Origin of the sequence: Caldicellulosiruptor hydrothermalis 108, from assembly GCF_000166355.1 — a bacterium.
Taxonomy (GTDB): domain Bacteria; phylum Bacillota; class Thermoanaerobacteria; order Caldicellulosiruptorales; family Caldicellulosiruptoraceae; genus Caldicellulosiruptor; species Caldicellulosiruptor hydrothermalis.
On the sequence record NC_014652.1, the window covers coordinates 1,555,490 to 1,574,847 of the forward strand.

At 36.2% G+C, this 19,358-nt stretch carries 20 protein-coding genes; 1 reads left to right on the forward strand and 19 read right to left on the reverse strand.

The genetic code is table 11. From position 1 onward, the window contains the following. Position 1: 1 nt before the first annotated feature. From hemB to asrA, 12 genes are all read right to left on the reverse strand, one after another. Complete coding sequence (hemB, locus tag CALHY_RS07745) at positions 2–979, reverse strand: porphobilinogen synthase (protein WP_013403411.1); 978 nt, start codon at positions 977–979, stop codon at positions 2–4. Next, entirely contained in the window at positions 969–2,444 is a 1,476-nt protein-coding gene (gene cobA, locus CALHY_RS07750) for a uroporphyrinogen-III C-methyltransferase (protein WP_013403412.1), read from the reverse strand. The genes hemB and cobA overlap by 11 nt, the downstream gene beginning before the upstream one ends. 50 nt (positions 2,445–2,494) lie before the next feature. Next, positions 2,495–3,367 carry a hydroxymethylbilane synthase gene (gene hemC / locus CALHY_RS07755; protein ID WP_013403413.1) on the reverse strand — a complete coding sequence of 291 codons (873 nt, stop codon included), beginning with the start codon at positions 3,365–3,367 and terminating at the stop codon, positions 2,495–2,497. Beyond that, the gene (locus CALHY_RS07760) at positions 3,364–4,038 is read right to left on the reverse strand and encodes an NAD(P)-dependent oxidoreductase (RefSeq protein ID WP_013403414.1); all 675 of its coding nucleotides are present in this window, start codon (positions 4,036–4,038) and stop codon (positions 3,364–3,366) included. The genes hemC and CALHY_RS07760 overlap by 4 nt, the downstream gene beginning before the upstream one ends. Further along, positions 4,002–5,186, reverse strand: a complete 1,185-nt coding sequence (hemA, locus tag CALHY_RS07765; RefSeq protein WP_013403415.1) for a glutamyl-tRNA reductase — start codon at positions 5,184–5,186, stop codon at positions 4,002–4,004. Before hemA ends, CALHY_RS07760 begins: the two co-directional genes overlap by 37 nt. A gap of 406 nt (positions 5,187–5,592) precedes the next feature. Next, on the reverse strand, positions 5,593–5,919 hold the full coding sequence (locus CALHY_RS07770; RefSeq protein WP_013403416.1) for a DUF2250 domain-containing protein: 327 nt from the start codon (positions 5,917–5,919) through the stop codon (positions 5,593–5,595). A 42-nt stretch (positions 5,920–5,961) separates the two neighbouring features. After that, positions 5,962–6,723 (reverse strand): TatD family hydrolase, encoded by a 762-nt coding sequence (locus tag CALHY_RS07775; RefSeq protein WP_041723146.1) that lies wholly within the window; start codon positions 6,721–6,723, stop codon positions 5,962–5,964. Between the two features lie 43 nt (positions 6,724–6,766). Then, a complete protein-coding gene (locus CALHY_RS07780; RefSeq protein ID WP_013403418.1) occupies positions 6,767–7,153 on the reverse strand; it encodes a DsrE family protein in 387 nt (128 codons plus the stop codon). Between the two features lie 80 nt (positions 7,154–7,233). Next, complete coding sequence (locus CALHY_RS07785) at positions 7,234–8,166, reverse strand: nitrite/sulfite reductase domain-containing protein (protein WP_013403419.1); 933 nt, start codon at positions 8,164–8,166, stop codon at positions 7,234–7,236. Between the two features lie 121 nt (positions 8,167–8,287). Beyond that, positions 8,288–9,301 carry a sulfite reductase subunit C gene (asrC, locus tag CALHY_RS07790; protein WP_013403420.1) on the reverse strand — a complete coding sequence of 338 codons (1,014 nt, stop codon included), beginning with the start codon at positions 9,299–9,301 and terminating at the stop codon, positions 8,288–8,290. A gap of 18 nt (positions 9,302–9,319) precedes the next feature. After that, on the reverse strand, positions 9,320–10,111 hold the full coding sequence (gene asrB, locus CALHY_RS07795) for an anaerobic sulfite reductase subunit AsrB (RefSeq protein WP_013403421.1): 792 nt from the start codon (positions 10,109–10,111) through the stop codon (positions 9,320–9,322). Between the two features lies 1 nt (position 10,112). After that, positions 10,113–11,186 carry an anaerobic sulfite reductase subunit AsrA gene (asrA, locus tag CALHY_RS07800; protein ID WP_013403422.1) on the reverse strand — a complete coding sequence of 358 codons (1,074 nt, stop codon included), beginning with the start codon at positions 11,184–11,186 and terminating at the stop codon, positions 10,113–10,115. A 301-nt stretch (positions 11,187–11,487) separates the two neighbouring features. Here asrA and CALHY_RS07805 point away from each other — a divergent pair, with 301 nt between their 5' ends. Continuing rightward, positions 11,488–12,381: a LysR family transcriptional regulator gene (locus CALHY_RS07805; RefSeq protein WP_013403423.1), complete on the forward strand. Its 894-nt coding sequence runs from the start codon at positions 11,488–11,490 to the stop codon at positions 12,379–12,381. A 44-nt stretch (positions 12,382–12,425) separates the two neighbouring features. On the opposite strand, the gene CALHY_RS07810 is transcribed toward CALHY_RS07805, so the two are convergent. The 7 genes from CALHY_RS07810 to CALHY_RS07840 are packed head-to-tail and all read right to left on the reverse strand — an operon-like array spanning position 12,426 to position 19,356. Continuing rightward, positions 12,426–14,120, reverse strand: coding sequence for a sulfate adenylyltransferase subunit 1 (locus CALHY_RS07810; RefSeq protein ID WP_013403424.1), 1,695 nt, complete (start codon positions 14,118–14,120; stop codon positions 12,426–12,428). Positions 14,121–14,148: 28 nt separating this feature from the next. Then, the gene (gene cysD / locus CALHY_RS07815) at positions 14,149–14,949 is read right to left on the reverse strand and encodes a sulfate adenylyltransferase subunit CysD (RefSeq protein ID WP_013403425.1); all 801 of its coding nucleotides are present in this window, start codon (positions 14,947–14,949) and stop codon (positions 14,149–14,151) included. Between the two features lie 14 nt (positions 14,950–14,963). Further along, positions 14,964–15,281, reverse strand: a complete 318-nt coding sequence (locus CALHY_RS07820) for a 4Fe-4S dicluster domain-containing protein (protein ID WP_013403426.1) — start codon at positions 15,279–15,281, stop codon at positions 14,964–14,966. Then, the gene (locus CALHY_RS07825) at positions 15,265–16,956 is read right to left on the reverse strand and encodes an adenylyl-sulfate reductase subunit alpha (RefSeq protein ID WP_013403427.1); all 1,692 of its coding nucleotides are present in this window, start codon (positions 16,954–16,956) and stop codon (positions 15,265–15,267) included. Before CALHY_RS07825 ends, CALHY_RS07820 begins: the two co-directional genes overlap by 17 nt. 42 nt (positions 16,957–16,998) lie before the next feature. After that, positions 16,999–18,228 carry an O-acetylhomoserine aminocarboxypropyltransferase/cysteine synthase family protein gene (locus tag CALHY_RS07830; protein ID WP_013403428.1) on the reverse strand — a complete coding sequence of 410 codons (1,230 nt, stop codon included), beginning with the start codon at positions 18,226–18,228 and terminating at the stop codon, positions 16,999–17,001. Beyond that, positions 18,228–18,473 (reverse strand): sulfurtransferase TusA family protein, encoded by a 246-nt coding sequence (locus CALHY_RS07835; protein WP_013403429.1) that lies wholly within the window; start codon positions 18,471–18,473, stop codon positions 18,228–18,230. Before CALHY_RS07835 ends, CALHY_RS07830 begins: the two co-directional genes overlap by 1 nt. Then, positions 18,466–19,356, reverse strand: a complete 891-nt coding sequence (locus tag CALHY_RS07840; RefSeq protein ID WP_013403430.1) for a 4Fe-4S binding protein — start codon at positions 19,354–19,356, stop codon at positions 18,466–18,468. The genes CALHY_RS07835 and CALHY_RS07840 overlap by 8 nt, the downstream gene beginning before the upstream one ends. Positions 19,357–19,358: the final 2 nt, after the last annotated feature.

Sequence of the window (19,358 nt, forward strand, 5' to 3'; positions counted from 1 at the left end):
TTTAAAGCTCCTTTCCATTCAATATCCTTGCAGCTTCTAAAGCATGGTATGTTATAATCGCATCAGCACCTGCCCTCTTTATTGCAGTCAATATCTCAATTACAACCTCTTCTTCATTCAAAAAACCCAATTTGCCTGCACTTTTTACCATGGCATACTCGCCGCTAACATTATAAGCTATAATAGGAATATTGAATTTCTCTTTTGCCACAGAAATTACATCAAGTGATGTCAAGGCAGGTTTTATAATTACAGCATCGGCGCCTTCTAAAATGTCAGCTTCTATCTCTCGCAGAGCTTCTCTTTTGTTTTGATATGGCATTTGATAACTTTTTCTGTCGCCAAAAGCAGGCCGTGAGTTTGCTACATCTCTAAATGGTGCATAAAGTGAGGAGGCAAACTTTGCACTGTATGGTATGATGGGAGTATAAACAAATCCGTGACTGTCAAGCTTTTTTCGGATAGCGGCAACCCTTCCGTCCATCATATCAGATGGACAAATTATGTCTGCCCCTGCTTTTGCATAAGATAATGCTATCTCGCCTAAAACCTCTATTGTCTTATCATTATCTATTTTATCACCTTTCAAAATACCACAATGTCCATGTGATGTGTACTCACAAAGGCACACATCTGCAAACACCAATATATCTTCGGAATATTCTTTTATTTTCCTTATTGCCTGCTGGACTGCCCCATCATCCTTGGTAGCATAACTGCCCATCTCATCTTTCTGTGAAGTCACACCAAATAAAATTACACCGCCAATGTCAGCTTTCTTGATCTCATCCAAAATTTCATGTAGTCTGTCAACAGATACCTTCACAATGCCATCTAATTGCGGCATTCTTTCAAACACGTTTTTACCATCATCAACAAACAGGGGAAAAATAAACCCTTTGCTGTAAAGTCTTGTTTCATAAAAAAGTTCTCTTAAAGCCTTAGTCTGTCTTAACCTTCTCAATCTTTTAAACTCCATTTTTGACCACCTCTAAAATCTTATTTACTATTCCCTCATCGGTTGCCTCATTACTAATGATACTTTTAATACCGAAACTTTCCAATGTCTTTTGGGTATGCTCACCAATTGAAATAACTATTTTATTAGAAAGCACTTCAACCCCATAGCATTCTATAAAGTGTCTAAACATTCCTGAGCTTGTGAATACAAATATGTCTGAATCGTAAACTGCATCATTTGGGTTTTTAGTAAATTCCATTGAATATGCAAAGATGGTATCAACCTCAAATCCCAAGCTTTCAAGGGAATTTTTGAGGTAATCTCCTGCATTTTTTGACTGCACAGTCAATATCTTTTTGCTTTTATCAACTTCATTCTCGAAAATCTTGATCAAACCATCTGATGAATGTTCATCTGGAATATATTTTACCCTAAATCCTCTCTTTTGGAGTGAAAGTGCAGTTTTTTTACCTATTGCAGCAAAGTCACCTTTAATATTTCTCACATCTATATTTTTTTCAATCAAGTAGTCAAAAAAACTATCAACACCATTTACACTCGTAAATACCAATATATTGTATTCAGGCAAAGAGTTTAAAATTTTATCAATCTCCTCCCTATGGAGAACCAGTTTTGAGCAGCAACCATCAACAACGTCCGCACCAAGACTGAATAGCAAACTTTTTATATTCCTTGAGACATTTTTGGGACGTGTGATACAAACTCTTTTACCAAATAAAGGCAAATTCTCATAAAAAGAAAGCTTATTTCTAAATTTTATAACCTCACCTATCACAAATACCATTGGCGATGCAATTTGATTTTTAGACTTTCCACTTGCAAAGTCTTCTAAATACCCGCTAATTACTTTCTGCCGACCAGTTGTTGCATTAATTACTGCTGCAGCAAGAGTTTGAGGCTGTTTGCCGTGTAAAATCAGTTTTTGTGAGATACTTTCAATATTTTCGGCAGACATGAGAAATATTAAAGTTCCATCAAGTTTAGAAATTATGTTCCAATTCAGTTCTTTATCATCGCACGTGTGCCCAGTAAACACATGAAATTCACGTGCAAGCTTTCTATACGTGATAGGAATACCCGCAAAGGTTAAAGCAGAGTAAAATGAACTAACACCAGGAATAATCTCAAAAGGTATGTTATTTTCAAATAGTTTTTCTGCCTCTTCTGCTCCCCTTCCAAATATATATGGGTCTCCACCTTTTAGCCGAACAACATTAAAACCTTTTTTTGCATACTCTATCATCAAGTTTATAATTCTGTCCTGAGAAAGTACATGTTTTTTTGGTTCTTTACCACAGTAGATATAAATTGCATCATCTTTTGCAAGCTTCAACAAATTTTTGTTTATTAACCTATCGTAAATTATTACATCAGCAGTTTTTATAGCATTCAGACACTTTACTGTTATCAAGTCCTCCATGTATGGACCAGCCCCAACAATATATACCTTTCCAACTTTCAATATACTAATCCTCCTTTGGAAAATTAACTTCACACAAGTCTTACCATAAACTAACTTTCAAGCATCTTACTTAGCTTATTTGCAAGAGACAAAAAGTCAGCTTTGTCACCCTCAATACTTGCTTTTACTAATTTATCACCTCTTAAAAGGGAAGCAAATGCATAAATTTTGTCCTGGTCTGTTTTACAAAAAACACCAATCGACGAATGACACCCTCCTCCCAAAAACTTCAAAACAAGCCTTTCAAACTGGGTTTGGATATATGCATTAACATCGTTTATTTTACTTAAGATGCTTTTATAGGGACTATCTTTAAGGCACTCAATGCATATTGCCCCCTGACCAGGGCAAGGTGTAATTTCATTTATATCAAAAATATAACTTACATAAGAATCTAAGTTTAACCGCTTTAGTGCAGCATAGGCAACTATAACTCCATCAAGCCCTTCTGACTCAATCTTTGAAAGTCGTGTTTCTATATTGCCTCTTATATTAACAACTTGTATATCTTCTCTTAAATTTTTTAAATGTACCTCTCTTCTTAAACTACTTGTTCCAATTTTTGCGTTTGGCTTTAGCTGGTAGAATCCCACACCATCTTTTGATACAAGCACATCTCTGGGATCCTCTCTTTCAACAACTGCCACAATCTCAAAATTACTGTCTATTTCACAAGGCAAGTCCTTTAGACTGTGCACAGCTAAATCTATTTCCCTCGTTAAAAGTGCACGTTCAATCTCTTTTACAAATACACCTGGACTTTTAAAGTCTTTTAGGCTTTTTGTTTTGTCAATATCTCCTTTTGTTTTTATAGGAACAAATTCACATTCAATACCTAAGGTTTGCTTGATTTTTCTTGCCACAATATCAACTTGAATTCTGCTGAGTCTGCTGTCCCTTGCGCCAATTCTTAACTTTTTCATCTTGTCACCTCAAAATTTAAAACATCTTCGTAAAACAATTCTATAATCTTATTAGCATATCCTTTTTTGAAAAAATAATAAAAGTCATCTGAACAAACGAATTCCAATATTTGGTCCTTTTGTGGATGATGCTTTAATTTTTCTCTCAAATCAGTTGCCCATTTGCAGAACATGGCAAAACTCTGAAGAAAATTGAGAACTTTCTGTGTAAGATATTTCGAAAGTTTCGGATTTCCCCTATTTATTGACAAGCTAAAAACAAATTCATCAGTTCTTTTTTGAGCACCAAGTCTTAAGTTTCCGAGCTTATAATCTGAGCACACCAGATATAGTTTATTTAGTCTTTTGCAGTGCCAGATAATTCTTTTTTCAAGCTTTCTGTTTGACACCCCAATTACAACTATGTGCTTATCCTTTAAAAAACTTTTGCGAAATTTCCCTCTTTTGAGTTTTAGATATCCACTTTTCAACTCTCTGAAGCCTATATCAAACCTTGTCGATAAAACTTCAACCTTGCAACCAGCTCCTAAAAAGGTTTTGGTTTTTATCAAAGAAGCTTTTCCTGCTCCTATAACCCCCACCTTAATGTTATTTGCTACAAGTCCAATATGCATAAGATTTTCAAAGCCTGAATCTATTTCAAGAATATCCTCTTTATCAGGTTTGAGCAAATTTCACCACTTCCCTCTTTGTGTGCCTCTCTTAAAACCTCAATTGCCCTATCAATATATAGATTTGCCATCCTTATCAAGACGCTTTCAATTTTTTCTATTTCTTCGCTATCAACATTCTTTAGATACTTCACCTGCATTCTGCCCAATTCCTCTGCGTGCTTTTTCATATCCATAATTAAGCCTTTATATTTCCTAAACTCAAGCCAATCAATAAACTCATCAACATATTTCTCAATTATATGGTAATTCTCTTGCATCTTGGAAATCCTAAATTCCCTGTTAATGGTATCTATCTTATGAACTTGGTCTATATCAATCACTTTAACGTTCGGAAGTTTATACACCTCAACATCCACATCTCTTGGTACAGCAAGGTCAAATATGAGCAGATTTTTTCCCTCTGGTATATCATCTTTGTGGACAACTGCATGTGGCGCAGATGTTGAGCATATCAGGCATTGTGCTTCTGAGATTGCATCTTTTTTGTCGCTATACTCAAATTTTTCAGGATATAGCTTGACAAATTGGTCAATTCTCTCGTTTTTGCGCCCAATTAAAAATACTTTGTCCACATCTGAGTTTTTAAAGTAGTTGCAAAATGAAAATCCAATATTTCCAAGTCCAATTATAGCAATTTTTCTGATATTTGATTCTTTCAAAACCTTTCCAACAACTGATGCGATGGTGATGGGATGCTCGTTTAACCTTGACTTTGTTCGAAATTCCTTTGAACATTTTAAGGCAACCTCAAAAAGCCTTTCAAGGACTGGATTTTTACCGCCCACCTGCTTCGCAATCTCTTTTGCTTCTTTTACCTGAGCAACAATTTGTTCTTCGCCAATTAAAAGTGAATCAAAGCCGCATACAACTTCAAATAGGTGTTTTATACAATCTTTGTCTTTGTAAATATAAAATAAATGCATATATCTCTTATCCCAGTCAAGTTCAGTGAATATTTTTTCTATGTCCACATACTCTTCTGAAAAGAAGTAGATTTCTGTTCTGTTGCAGGTACTGAGAATTATGACTTCATTTGCTAATTTTTTTAAACTAATCAACTTTTCTTGTAACTTGGTCTTTGTCAGAGAAAATTTTTGTCTGGTATCAACTTCTACTTTGTGATTGATTCCAATGATCCATAGCACAAAACATCATCTCCGAAGGTTTTTGGATTATTAAGTGTTCTTATTAAAAAAGCCCTATGTGATTCTTGTTATAAGTTATTTTACTTTTTTCAATCTATCAGTTTGATTAACCTCTGGTATTTTTTTTGCGCTCTGTAATATGATTGCTATTAATTTCTTTTGTATCCAAATGCATCAGCCCCACCATCGGTTAAAACCTTAATTCTTTTGGATATTAAATTACCCTCAAGAGAAATTCTATCATGTTGCACATCTTAGTGCAATTCTCTTGAGGGACCAGCAAGCTTGAGTAAACACAGTTGCTGTAGACTATATAAAGATGTTGAAGTTACTCCCTGATGGCTTAAGCTTCTTTCAAATCTACCGTGTTTTTAATTTTCTGAGGAGAATCTTTAGAGGAGTTACTTTACCTTTTAGGATACTCGATGTCCAAATTAATATCAATTTTCTTCTTAGCCTCTCTTAAAAAAAGTTCTCCTTCTCTGGTAAGCTCATAATATGTGTGATTTCGATGCTTAACACTTTTTCGTCGACGATGGTAATATTTAACTATTCTTCTTTCCACTCGCTTGATAAGTCCTCTCTCCTCCAGACTTTGTAGTCGCTTTCTGGTTTCTTCCAAGGATAAACCCAGACGTATCGCCAGAAGTTTTGCGTATTCCGGTCCAAGCTTTTTGAGGTAGGCAAGGATTGTTAAATCAAGAAGTTCATCTTGGTCATTCTTGACCGGCATGCTTTCATCTCCTTCATTATGGATTTACTCCTTGCCGAGCGTTCAAATACCAAAAACTTCCTCAGCATTGTATCGTGAAATTCGACCAATGAGTTCTGAATAAGCTTGGTTTAATTCTAAGTATCGTACTGTCCTGGGCACGCTGAGAGGATCATTAGGTCTTAAATTGCTGTAATCGCTATTTAGTACACCTCGTTGGAAACGTTCCAGATAATTCAGCAACAGTTGAGGAGTAAGACCATCCTGGCGAATTGTAAGACCGGGCACAGCACCAAAGTCTTCGATTAAGTCAATAATATCTAAATTAGCATGGTCTATTATCACTTTTCGGGGTTCTATTCCTACCTTAGCAGCAATTTCAATTGTTTTATTGGTAATTTCGACCCTGTTCTCTGGAGGAGTATGAAGGATTACTGCAGCCCCATATTCCTTGGCAATCTTCAATTGCTCATGGAGGACCTCCTGCTCCCGCTTGTTTCCCTCATGTAGCCCAATCTCACCAAGACCAATTACACCACTCATTTTAAGGTAGTCTGGAAGAGCGTCGATCACTCTGGTCCAATCATCCGGTATTCCCATGGGATGAATTCCAATGGTAACGTAAAGCTTAATACCATTTTTGGCAGCAATACTCATAGAAAGAGTTAACATCTGATGGAAATGATCAAAGAGTGTTTCGGCATGTTTTGCTCCAAAAAATAGTGAGCAGCTAATAACTTTCTTTACTCCTGCCAGGGCCATATTTTCCCATCCCTCAAATGGAAGCAATGAAACATGTACATGAGAATCTACAAATTCTTTCATCATTCTTATTCACCTGCCTTATTTTAAATTTAAGACATATAAATCAAGGCTTGATATAAGCATACCCTTCTGCCTGTTTTCTTACAATTTCTGTTATGCCAGCTGGCACAACCCTTACAAAATCGGGAATGCTCTCTTCATCGATAAGCTGCGCTTTGAGAGCATTCCGGCATGCTGTAAATTTCACTCCTACCTCTGATAATTTCTCCATCTGTTCCAAAAGCGACAAATTAGTTGATACATTGCACAAACTACCACTTTCAGCTTGCTGGCATTTATTTTTAAAAATAGAAACTGCTTCGCCATTAATCACTACTTCAACGTTAGCATTGTTTTGCCCAACATCATTTAAAAAATTAGTGATATTAATGAGCACCATCTGCCACCTACTAGATTCGTTGATATGGAAGAGCACCTTTAATTCGTTCATCCACTCCCTCCTTTCTGTCATCTTTTCAGTTACCCATGCGAAATGTTAAAAATATCTTTCCAAATCTTTACTTTTTCGCTTTATTTTAAAATACCATTTTTTCTAAGATACTCTGGTAACTGGTCCCCATCAATAACAACCATTTCGCCATTTTTATTATATACCCATACTCTATCTTTTAAAACGACAACATTGTAATCTGCTTCCTTATCCATAGCACATGCATTACCACAACCACTGATAGTTATATTTCCTTGTAAATTGCCAGAGGATACTATGCGCTCAGCCATAGCATGGACATCACCAACGCCATTTTTGCAATAGCGCGCACCTATGCATGTCTTGATTCCTTCACTATTCCATGCTAATGCTATTCTGAGGAATGGTAAAAACCCCATGCGGTTAATAACTTCAGCCAATCGTTCGTTTTGTGCAACCTTAATATAGCCATTAACAATCCTTTTAACAGTGTCGATTAGATGTTCTTCTTTTATAACCACATCTAAGCGAGTACCTAATTGTGGCTGACGACCTCCTTTGCCTCCAAGGTAAATCCAATAGCCGTCTTTGACTGCAATGATGCCCAAATCATTTAGTTGTGCCTCAACGCATGAATTAGGACAACCATTTACAGCAATCTTAAATTTTTTCGGCGTTGCAAGCCCTGCAAGGCACTGATTGATTTGCGCCGCCAGAGGTGTAACGTCGCGAATTACACGTTTGCAATGCTCACAAGAACATACTTTAACATTTCGCACTACTGGCCCAATATCAGCCAAAGGCAAGCGAACTTTCTCTAACTCTTCAGCTATTTTGTCAAAATCCTCTGGCTTTATGCCAAAAATCATTACAGCCTGAGTAACTGTAAGCTTCGCACCTCCATATTGCTTAGCCAGCCTCCAGATAGTCTCTAACTGTTCTGGTTCAAGATACCCATTGACAGGATGAATTACAACAGCGTAACTGCCATCTAACTGCTGTATAAACCCTTTATTGACGTATTTTTTCTCCATGACTACTCCCCTCCTTGAAAAATTTTGGTAAAATATTTAAAACAAAGGGCAGAAGATGATAAAAAAGAGTGGACTACTATTATAGTAGCCCATAGGTTTTAGATTATTCAGAAGATGAATGTTAACGCTGGTTTACAGGTTTTAAGTTAAAGTTAGATCTATATTCGGTTTCTGTCCACAAAACTCTTTGAGCTACCATAGCTTCTGGGTTTAGTTGGACATCTTTTAATATCATTTCTTTAAATTTCTCATATCCCACTCTATCAATAAGGTGTCCGCCGTGGAGATATTGAGGCTTATTATTCAAAACATAAGCAGAAAATGCCTCCCAGTTTTTAAGTACCCCCAAAACCACATCTTCTGTAACCCAGTTTAAAAAGATTTTTCCCATACGAGGTGTTTGCTTTCCTGTTCTGCCGCCGATCAATACCCTGTAGAATTTTTTAGGGTTCCTGGTCCAAGCCCCGGTCGGGCACACAAGTACACATTCGCCACAACCGACGCAACAGCAATTGTCTTTGACAATTTTACCTTTCTCAACAGATAAAACCCCTGTTGCATGGCGTGCACATGCTTCCACACATTTTTTACACCCTATACAACGCTCATAATCGTATTCTGTTTTTGTGATACCAATTATACCGAAATCATTAAAGTGAGCTTTGCCACAGTCGTTAGGGCATCCTGATATACTTAACTTTATGTGATAATCGCTGGGGAATATAATCTTTTCTATCTTCCTGGCCAGATCTGTTGTGTCAATGTTAGCATATATGCAATGACGATTGCCTATGCAAGCCATTATATTACGAGCACCTATGGTCGGATATCCATTGTCATTAACTTCCATCTCAACTCCGCACAACTTTACTTCTATATCCTCAATATAAGACCTTATATATCTGTTAACTGCCGCTATATTTTCATATTTAATACCAGGAATTGAAATTGTCTGCCTCATTCCTAAGTGAATTTCACCATTTCCCCACGTTTCTGCTATATATTTAAACATTGGAAAATATTTAGCACTTACTACACCACCAGGAACACGCATTTGAAGCATAAATTCGCCTCGTACTTTTGACTGACGATAGCAGTTTCTACGAAGTTTTTCTACATCAATATCGTAACCCATTTTAATTCCTCCTCCTCATCAGTCCAGTAAATTTTTCGCCTTGGTATAATTAAAAACAGGGCCTTCTAAACAAACATATACTTCATTTATTTTACAATGACCGCACTTGCCAACACCACAGGACATTCTTCTTTCAAACGATACCCAAATTTTTTCTTCAGCTACTCCGTTTTTTAAACATTCTAAAGCAGCAAAGTGCATCATAACATGAGGTCCTACGATTACTACATTATAATCCTCAAATGTATTGAATGGTATTTTCTTAATGTGTTCGGTAACAAGGCCAACTTCAAAACCTTCTATTTTATCTCTATCAAGAGTATAAATTGTGTTAAATTTTGTTTTGAATTTTTTTAGATCCTCTCTAAACAGAATATTCTTTTCATCCCTAAATCCAGCAATAAAGTGCAGTGATTTTATTTCATCTGGATTTTCGTAAAAATACTTTAAAAAACTTCTCACAGGAGCAACTCCAGTACCACCGGCAATTACAACCAAATGTTTGCCCTTAAATTCCTCTATCGGAAATGAATTGCCGTAAGGTCCGCGCATAAATATCTTATCACCTGGCTTTAAATTGAATATCTCATTGGTAAGCTTACCTACTTTCCTTATAGTAAGCTCCACCCAATTTTCACCCATACAACTTACTGATATAGGAGCTTCTCCAATTTTAGGTATAGATACCTGAAAAAATTGTCCATGTTTAACTTTTGCGCTGGTTTCTACTCTAAAGGTATATACGTCTTCTGTTTCGGGAATAATGTCTATTATTTTATGTGGATGGGGAAGCATTATATTTTCGCTCATTTTATTTTCCCTCCTCAGTTGATTGTGCTTGTTCTCTTGTCCGGCTTACTTCTCCTTTTTTAAGTTTTTCCACCTCATCATATAAACGATTAATAGTAGAAGAAAAAGATATTAGTTTAGGACATCTTTCCTCACAACGTCCACAGCCAACACACATATGCTCCTCTTTAAAGCGAAGTTTATAGTCGTAGATCTTGTGCAGAGTTCTAAACCTCATCCGCTCTCCAGTAGTTTTTCTAAAGCTCCAACCCCCCGCCATTGTTGTGAAATCTTCGTGCATACAGCTTGTTTGGACCCTTCTTCTCTCTCCTACCCTTCCATTTTCGCTGTATATGATATCTAATGTGTTAAAACAGCTGCAAGTTATGCACACTGCGCTGCATGCTCCACAGCTTATACATCTTGAATTATAATTCTCCCACATGTCAAGGTTGTAAATTTTTTCTAACAACTCTTGGCTATCAATTTCAGGGATGTTAACTTTTGTTGGGTTAGAAGTAACAAATTCAGGGATAAATTCTATTTCTCTTTCATTGGAAAATAAATTGACAAATTCATCGTCTTTTACTTCTACCAGTATGTTATCCCCGTCAAATCTAACTGCTAAACTGTAGTCGTCTGTTTTATTGGAACCCATTGAGACACAGAAACAACTATTCCATCCTTCTTTGCATTCCATCAAAATAAACTTTATTTTTTCTCGTAAACGCTTGTAGTAGATATCTTCTGTACCACCGTTTTTGAGAAAAATAGTGTCAAGTCGCCTAAAACCGTTTATATCACAGGAACGGGCAAATATTAGAATCTTCTTGTCATCCACTTTGCTTTCTCTGTATTCATCTTCGGTAAAGTAGAATAGTGCTTGGGTAATCGGATAGATTACTTCTTTTGGTGAAAAATGTGATTTCTCGTCATAGACTACATCTTCAATCGAGTTAATTTCTGCATATCGAATTAAATCTGTGTCTGAATAACGACCTCGCTTTTCAAAACGCACAGGGGCATATATCTTGTAGTCTTTTTGTAATGCTTTTAAAATTTCATTCATTCTTTTAGTGCTTACACAGTAACTCATACTCTCTCTCCCTTCAATGTGTGTTAACCTAAGACTACTTACAATCACTTTGTCAAATAATTAACTTTATCATAAGTATAACACCTGTAAAAATCCCAGTCCAATAAGAAATGGTTATAACATTAATAATGATTTCTTATATATCTACAACTACCAATCTTTACATGTCCATTATAAAAGTCTAAAATAGAACTTACATCCGTTAAGAAGATAATAAAAATATTCATTTTGCCTTTGTTATTAGTAAAACAATATGGTACTATTATTCTTGATAACATTGTTGTTATATGAGGTGACAGGTATGACCCTTAGAGATATAGAGATTTTTGTCACCGTTTGCGAGCTAAAAAGTATGTCTGCTGCCGCAAAAAAACTCTATATGTCACAACCTGCTGTAAGCCAGGCTATATCACAAATAGAAGGAGAATTTCAGATCAAACTCTTTGACAGAATAGGCAAAAAGCTTAGCCTCACATACACTGGTGAGATACTTTACAGCTACGGAAGGCGTATACTCAATCTTGTTAAAGAAGCAGAAAATATCCTTTATGATGTGAGAAACATGAGGATGGGAAGACTAAATGTAGGAGCAAGTACCACAGTAGGAATTTATCTGCTTCCGAAAATAATTGGTGATTTCAGAGAAAAATATAGCGTAGATGTTTATTTTACAATTGACAACACAGCAGGAATAGAAAAGCTAATACTTGACAATGCTATAGATCTTGGTATTGTGGAAGGACCAGTGCATTCAAGGGACATTGTTGTAATACCTTATATAGATGACGAATTGTATCTTGTATCCTCAAAAAACCACAGGTGGGCAGAGAAAAGAAGTATCTCCCCTGAAGAGATTGAAAATGAGGATATAATCATGCGAGAAAAGGGAAGCGGAACAAGGGAAGTCTTTGAACAAACAATGGCAAAAAATAATGTGAGATACAGAATAAAATATGTGCTTAACAGTACCGAAGCCATAAAAAAGGCCATCGAAGCTAATATAGGCGTTTCAGTCATTTCTAAGCTGGCTGTGGAAAAGGAAATAAGAGATGGCAGGCTTGCGAAAGTTAATATCGAAAATATTAGATTTGAAAGAAAATTTAGTATCATTTATCATAAAGACAAGTTCAAATCAAACTTATTTGAAGAGTTTATAAAACACCTTTATAATTACACCGCAAATAAACAAAATTGAAAAAAGTATCCACCACCCCCTTCTATTAAGAGATAAAATAATGTCTATATCCCGAATCTGAAAGTTCTATTTTTAGATATATCAAACCACTTATTGGCAAACGTGGTTAAAAGGAAGTTATCTTTTTCATTTAATTGAACTAATTCGGCCTTAAAATTTTTAAATTCTTCGATTGAGTTTACTTTCACGTAAAAGCCCTCTGCTGTTATAATTGGCAGTTCACTATAGGTGTACCCATCCAAGTTTATTAAGTCACTCAAGCAACCTTTTCTAATTTTGGCAATGAGCTTACTGTTCAAATCAATAATATCAAAGCTGTCAGGATAAGAATAAGTCTCACTTTCAATAGGAACAGCATCTCCTACTTTGAATGTTCTGTGGTGTTTAGAATATCTTCTGATAATACCTTCGGGTAGCAAATAGTAATACTCATCAAAGCAGCTAACAATCATTTCCAAATCTTCTTTTACAAGCTTAGTTACCTCTTCTTTCAAATCTGCTAAGCCTGATACAATCCCACCACCAGAAACATCATAACCATCTACCAAAACAAATCTTCCTGTTGAAGAATTTGCTTTAAATTCATCAAAGCAAATCTTTTCCTTTGTTTTGATAGTTACTTCTGCAACATCGTTTGTTCGAACTTCATTAGCATTCTCAATAGTCTCAAGAGTTGTAGCGTCAATAACTTTGTCTATTGAAATAATTTCGCATTCTGTCTCTTGTGTTACAAGCTTTAGCTTATATGTTTTGTTTCTTACAAGATTCTTTTTCCCAAGCCAAAACAGATTTGCCCTGAATGTATCTGAAACATATAAAGTGTTATCATCTTTATGAACAATAATCTCTCCTCTTTTGTTAAAAAACTCATCTTCAATAGTAATCCCTACAGACATTCCTGCTATAACTTCATCCTTCTTATTGTTTTCTGGCCAAAATTCAATAGATTTGACTTTGCTAACCTTTCCTTCAGGCAGGATTTTTATCTCATCTCCCACTTTTAATCTTCCAGACTCAATTTTGCCAGCGATGATTCTCCTCTGATCAAACTTGTACACATCCTGTATAGGAAATCTCAAAGCTTTGTCTTCCAATTCTTTGTCTTTTTCAAAAAGATCCAAAGCCTCAAGCAAAGGCTCTCCTTTGTACCATGGCATTTTATCAGACTTTCTTGTTATGTTCTCTCCTAAAAAGCCTGATACTGGAATATACTTTTGAGGATATACGTTGAGCTTGTCCAAAAAGGTTGAGATTTCATATTTGATTTCTTTGAACTTTTCCTCTGAAAAACCTATCATATCCATTTTATTAACTATAACATATACCTTTTGGATACCCAAAAGTGATAGAATATATGCATGTCTTTTAGATTGTTCTTGTACACCTTCAGTAGCGTCAATAACAAGAAGTGCTGCTTCTGCATTTGCAGCACCTGAAACCATGTTTTTGAGAAATTCCTTGTGCCCGGGAGCATCTATAATTAAATAGTCTCTCTTTGGGGTTGAAAATTTTATCTGGGTTGTATCAATTGTAATTCCTTGTTTTTGTTCTTCTTCTAACGCATCTAAAAGATAAGCATATTCAAAAGGTCTGCCCTTTTCTTTACTTATTCTCTTTACTTTTTCTATTGCAGTCTCTGGGACAGATTTAGTATCATACAAAAGTCTTCCAATTATTGTTGATTTACCATGGTCAACATGACCTACTACTACAATCTTGAGCAGTTCTCTTGCTGTCATAACTTCAAATACCTCCTCATGCATAGTCTTACATGTACCCTTCTTTTCTCAGTTTTTGCATTGCATATGCATCTTCTTGGTCTTGAGCTCTTCCTGCTCTTTCGTTAATTTTGGTATTTTTTAACTCTTCGATTATCTCATCAATTGTTGTTGCGTTTGATTCAACAGGGAATGTGCAAGGTGCACATCCAAGAGATCTATACCTCTTACCATTTTTAGCAAAATACAAATCAATGACTGGGATGTTTTCACGTTTGATGTACATCCAAATATCAATTTCTGTCCAGTTAAGCAAAGGATGAACTCTTACATGGCTTCCTTTTGGAAAATCTGTATTGAACTGATTCCAAAACTCAGGTGGCTGATTTGTATAGTCCCATTCAGAATCCTCATTTCTCAGGCTAAAGAACCTCTCTTTAGACCTTGAACCCTCTTCATCCCTTCTGATGCCAAGGATCAAAGCTTCAAATTTGTATTTATTAATCACCTGCTGAAGTGCGTCAGTCTTTAGTGCTTTGCAGCAAACAAGTCTTCCCTTCTCAGGCCCCATCCCTTGCTTTAGTGCTTCTTCATTTATGTGGACAATTAAATCAAGGTTGTATTCTTTTGCTAATTTATCCCTGTACTTTATCATTTCTGGAATTTTATATGTGGTATCTATATGAATCAGCGGGAATGGGCAATGTCCAAAAAATGCTTTTTTGACCAACCACAAAAGGACTGTCGAATCTTTTCCTATTGACCATAGCATTGCTATCTTGCTAAATTTGCTATAAGCCTCTCTCAAAATGTATATGCTTTCTGCTTCTAATCTATCTAAGTGATCCATTTTATTCTTCCCTCCTAATATGTGGTGTTATCTTTGAGATTCTGTACAATCATTTCTTTTTCGCCGCTGGGTTTTTCAAAGTACCAGTACATAATCTCATCATTTTCTTTTTCTACATACATAGTTGTTCCATTTCCCCCAATGTCTGCACCTAAAAAATATCTGATTGCAGAAAATTTACACTCCTTTACACATGCAGCACAGCCCCAGCAATCACGTGGGTCTCTGATAAATGCTTTCTTATCTTCATCTATCACAATTAAATTGCCTGGACAAATTTCAGCGCATTTTCCACATCCAATACATCTTTGTCTGTCAATCCTTATGCTCATATACCTCATCCTTTTTTACTAAGCTTCTAAAAATTATCTTGACTTGGCCGTCTTCAAATCGGGAATTCACATACTTCAAAAAGTTTTCATCGTCCTTATAAGGATAATCAACAAATTCTTGGAATGCTCTCCATCTTGTTTCTTTCCTTGCTTCTAAATGATGTAGCAAAACTTTGCAAACATAGAGTCTATCAATAAGCTCATAAATTTTCATAAGCTGGTAAGTATCTTCGGCTCTTAATCTCTGAGCAAGTGTAAAAAGTTCTTCTATTCTTTCTTTAGCAATTTGTAGCCCTTTTAGATTGTACGCATAACCTGTCGAAATCCCACCAGCATAAACATCCATTACTTTTTGCATAGCTTCTTCTAATTCTTCTGTGGTGTACAAAGGAGAAGTATTGGTGAAAAATCTCTGCACCTCATTGATTTTTTGTTCTATGGAGGATATATCTAAGGTTTCAAACTCTTTATCTTTTATATACTCCAATGCAGAATTTGCAGCTATTTCAGCCTCTGCAAAGCAGCCTGTTACATATTTGTGAGGGCAACCACCAACAACATCTCCTGCTGCAAATAGGCCTTTTAAGGTTGTTTGCCTTTTTGTGTCTACCCAATAACCACTTGCTGAATGCCCACCAACAATATATGGCTCTGAGCCTTCAATTTCGACATTCTCAACCGACGGCCCTTTGCCACTGTCAATCCACTTAAGTGTCTGCAATGGTGCCATGTGAAGATATGCTTTTATTAGCCTCTGCTCGTCCTCTTTAGAAATCCCTACTGTTTTTAAATAACACGGACCTCGGCCTGCTTTCATTTCCTCAACTGTTGAAAATACTCTGTTGTATGTGGTAGGTCTTCCATATCTTTTTTCATAGTACTCACCTTTTGAATTGATAAACTCAGCTTTTACCTCTTGAGCTATTGTTCCTGTTGGCGCTAAAGTATCCTTGCAGCGAAGAGCTATAAATCTAACTTCATAACTTGTCATCTCGCAACCTGCTCTGATTCCCATTGCATATCCTGAACCTACATTAAAAGGTGGATACCACATCTTGTGTCTTGAAAATCCAAGGTTGTTAGGCCTGTAGAGCCCTGCAGCACCACCTGTTGCACAAATCACTGCTTTGGCGATGATAATGTAGAAAACATTACTATTTATAGAGAATCCATATGCCCCTATTACTTTACTGTCTTTGACGATGTAATCAATGATATTCACATGATTTAGCACTTTAACATTTTCTTTACTCTCAACTGCTTTTGCTAAAATTGGTTTTATATTTTCGCCGTTTATTTTTATGTTTCTTTTACCTCTTGCTAAATATTTTCCATTTGAATCTTTTAAGATGACAAGACCTATATATTCAATCTTCTTTGTAACCTCATTTAATCTTAAGGCCATAGTGTATACCAAATCTTCTCTTACGATATTTTCGTAATCCTCCTTGACATACTGCAGGTACGTCTCGGGAGTTTCTCCTTCTGTGATATAGGCATTGAGAGCATTGACACCTGCAGCAAGGCATCCGCTTCGCTTAATGTTTGCCTTTTCTGCAATTAAAACACTCACGTTTGGCGCTTTTTCAGCAATTGCTATGGCAGCAAAACACCCAGCTGTTCCACCACCAATTATGAGTATGTCAGTTTTTAGCATCTTCACTTCAAAGTTCATCTTACTTTATCACCCTTCTTTAGTTTTGGGAAACATGCCATTTTAAATCTTTTCAAGTGCCTGGTAAAAATCTTCTATTATGTCTTCTACATCCTCAAGGCCAACACATATTCTTATCATATCTTCATAAACACCCATAGCTTCTTTTTCTTCAGCGGAAAAACCTACATATATAGTTGATGCGGGATGTACAACAAGTGTCCTTACATCTCCTATATTGGTTGAGTTTATGGCATACCTTAGTGAATCTATCACTTTAAATGCATTTTCCTTGGTTCCAACCCGTATTGTTAAAATTGCTCCATATTTACCTCCAAACTGTTCTGTTGCAAGCTGATAATATATACTTTCCTCAAGCCCAGGATAATTTACTGAAACTACCTTTTTATTTTCCTTTAGGGCCTTGGCAAGACTAAGAGCATTTTCGCAAATCTTTTGCATACGCACACCAAGGGTTTCAAGCCCTATTGTGTTTAGAAATGCATTAAAAGGCGATATACAGGCACCAAAATCCTTCAGAAGATTATTTCGAAGTCTTGCGATATATGCAAATTCACCATACTTTTTGTAATCTTTTAGCAACGGATACTTATCGTAATCAATTTTCATGTTACCGCTTGCAACTACAATTCCGCCAATACAGCTGCCGCTTCCATTAATAAACTTTGACGTTGAATGAACCACTACATCAGCACCAAGTTTTAAGGGTTTTATAAGATACGGTGTTGTGACAGTGCTATCAACAATAAGTGCAATACCATGCTTATGCGCAAGCTCAGCTATTTGTCTGATATTTGGCACATCAAGTCTCGGATTTCCTATCGTTTCGATAAAAATTACTTTAGTTTTCTCTGTTAGATGCTTTTCAAAGCTCTCAAGGCTACTATCTTTTGCAAATCTGGTCTTAATACTAAGGTTTTCAAATGATCTGAACAATGAATATGTGCCACCAAAAATGCCACTTGCTGATACAATTTCATCTCCACTTCTTACTAAATTCAATATTGCTAAGGCAATTGCTGCCATGCCAGACGATGTGGCAACAGCAGCAATGCCTTCTTCTAAGAATGCTATCCTTCTTTCAAATGCCTCAACTGTGGGATTGTTAATCCTTGTATATATAAAGCCTGGCTTTTTGCTAGAAAAAACCTCTTCCAACTCACGTGCAGTTTCATATTGGAAAGAATTACATTGGTATATCGGAACGTTAATTGCCCCCTTATCTTCTTTGGGGCCAATATTTCCGTGAATTAAAGAAGTATTAAACCTCATTACAGCCCACCCTTTTTTACAAATATTGTATATGTCCCATCATTGTTATTTATCACCTTCAAAATCTCATGCCCTTCCTCTTTTAAGCTTCTTGGGACATTTTGAATGGGCTCACCCTCGTTCATTCTTATCTCTATGATTTGCCCTACCTCCATATCTTCCATTGTGGCTTTTGCTTTTACAAACGTCATTGGACATACAAGATTAGTAATGTCCAGAAAAACATCAGCCTTGATATCACTCATCAAAATCACTCCCTTTATTTTCTATTGCTTTTTCCAACTCTTTTTTAAATATATCCCATCCTACTCTCTCTAAGGTATTTCTGAACCTTTCGCCTTGCTTACCATATTTTTTGTAAAACTTGAGTGTAGCTTGAATGACCTTGTGAACATCCTCTTTTGAAAATAGTATTGGCAAAATTTGTTTTCCAAGCGCTATGTTGTTTCCAAACATACCACCAAAATAGAGAAGATAACCAGGCTTGCCTTTCCATGAATTAGTCGGGCACGACTTTACACACCTTCCACAATAGGTGCACTTGTCTCTATCTATGGTAATCTTCTTGTTTTTCTCATCTATTTGTATTGCTTTAGCCGGACATACAGCCTGGCAAAGTCCACAAAACGTGCAGCTACTCTCTTCCCACTCAGGTTCTATCGCTCCTTTTATACCTAAATCATTTTCCTCAGCTTTAAGGCAATTATTACCACAACCTGTTATGCCGATTTTAAACTTGTGCGGAAGTTCTCGAGCATAATATCTTTTGTCGCACTCATTGGCAAGCTCTGTTGTGTCTATAATTCCATTGGGACAAATGCTACTGCCTTGGCAAGCAGTAATTGTTCTTACTCTGGGTCCGCATGCACCAGGCTCAAGTCCTGCCTCTGATAATTCTTTTTTAACCGCTTCTATATCCTGTAACTTAATAAACGGAATCTCTACACCCTGGCGTGCTGTCAAGTGAACATATCCTTTGCCATATTTTTTTGCAACTTCGTATATTTTTTTTAGCTGCTCAGAAGTTAACCTTCCACCAACTACTCTTAATCTTAGTGAAAAATGGTCTTTTTGGACCTGTCGCATAAACCCCCCTTTTTTTAGTTCATTATAATTTACCTCTTTCACTT